Origin of the sequence: Caulobacter sp. 602-1, assembly GCF_003931565.1 — a bacterium.
Taxonomy (GTDB): Bacteria; Pseudomonadota; Alphaproteobacteria; order Caulobacterales; family Caulobacteraceae; genus Caulobacter.
In genome coordinates this window covers 1-283 of record NZ_RRYI01000163.1, presented here as the reverse complement: position 1 = coordinate 283, position 283 = coordinate 1, and the positions used below count along the sequence as shown (strand labels likewise).

Annotated in this window: 1 protein-coding gene; it reads left to right on the top strand. The window is 71.0% G+C overall.

Annotation, left to right across the window (positions count from 1 at the left end):
- Positions 1-36: 36 nt before the first annotated feature.
- Positions 37-283 (top strand): LysR substrate-binding domain-containing protein (locus EIK80_RS25725; protein ID WP_233586955.1); only part of this gene is annotated, 247 nt, incomplete at its 3' end.

Here is a 283-nt window from a genome sequence, read left to right as displayed (position 1 = left end):
GAGCGGCGAGGCGGCCGCGCGCGCCAGGCCGAGCGCGTGACCGTGCCCATCGCCGGTCCGCTGGCGGCCAACAACAGTGAGGCGCTGCGCGACGCGGCCCAGGCGGGGCTCGGCATTGCGCTCTTGCCCGACTTCAGCGCGCAATCCGGCTTGCAGGCGGGCAAGCTGGTCGAGGTGCTCCCCGACTGGCAGCCCACGGGCGCCTTCGCCGACCAGATCTACGCCATACGGCCTTATTCGCTGCACATTCCGCGTGCGGTCAACCTGTTCGTGAGCCATCTGC